This window comes from Mesorhizobium sp. M0894, from assembly GCF_040319725.1.
In the GTDB taxonomy this organism is placed as follows: Bacteria; Pseudomonadota; Alphaproteobacteria; order Rhizobiales; family Rhizobiaceae; genus Mesorhizobium.
Genome location: NZ_JAMYOG010000058.1, coordinates 1 through 542, shown reverse-complemented (window position 1 = coordinate 542; position 542 = coordinate 1). Strand labels below are relative to the sequence as shown.

The window sequence follows — 542 nt, the reverse complement described above, 5'->3', positions numbered from 1 at the left end:
TGGTCGCTACGGGAGATTCGCGGATGGTTGATCGTGTGCTTGGTCAATTGAGCTTGGCGGACGGCCTTGCGGTGTCGGATGAGACGATCTTCGATCTTGTTGCGAAGGAGATCGACTGGGGTCCGATCGACGGGCTTTTGGGCGCACGCAGCGGAGCCGGGCCGGGCACGGCCAGCTATCCGGCGCCAGTGCTGATGCGCTGCCTTTTGTTGGGCGCATGGCATGGGCTGAGCGATCCAGCGCTTGAGGCACAGATCCGCGACCGGCTGTCGTTCCGCCGCTTTGCCGGCTTCAGCCTTTCGGACCGCACGCCCGACCATTCGACGCTGTGGCGCTTCCGCGAGGAGCTGACGCGCGAGCGGCTGATCGACAAGGTGTTCGAGGAGATCAACCGCCAGCTTGAGGACAAGGGCCTGATCGTCAAGCGCGGCACGCTGGTCGATGCCTCGTTCCTGCAAGCTCGCGGCCGCCCGCCGAAACAGCCCAAGAAGGGCCACCAGGGCCCGGTCAAGCCATCGGCGGACAAGGATGCGCGCTGGGGC

The 542-nt window shown here is 65.5% G+C and carries 1 protein-coding gene; it reads left to right on the top strand.

The window, feature by feature from the left end; all coding sequences use genetic code 11:
- Positions 1-23 precede the first annotated feature (23 nt).
- Positions 24-542: transposase (locus NKH91_RS32290; RefSeq protein ID WP_352549862.1), on the top strand; the 519-nt coding region annotated here is incomplete at its 3' end.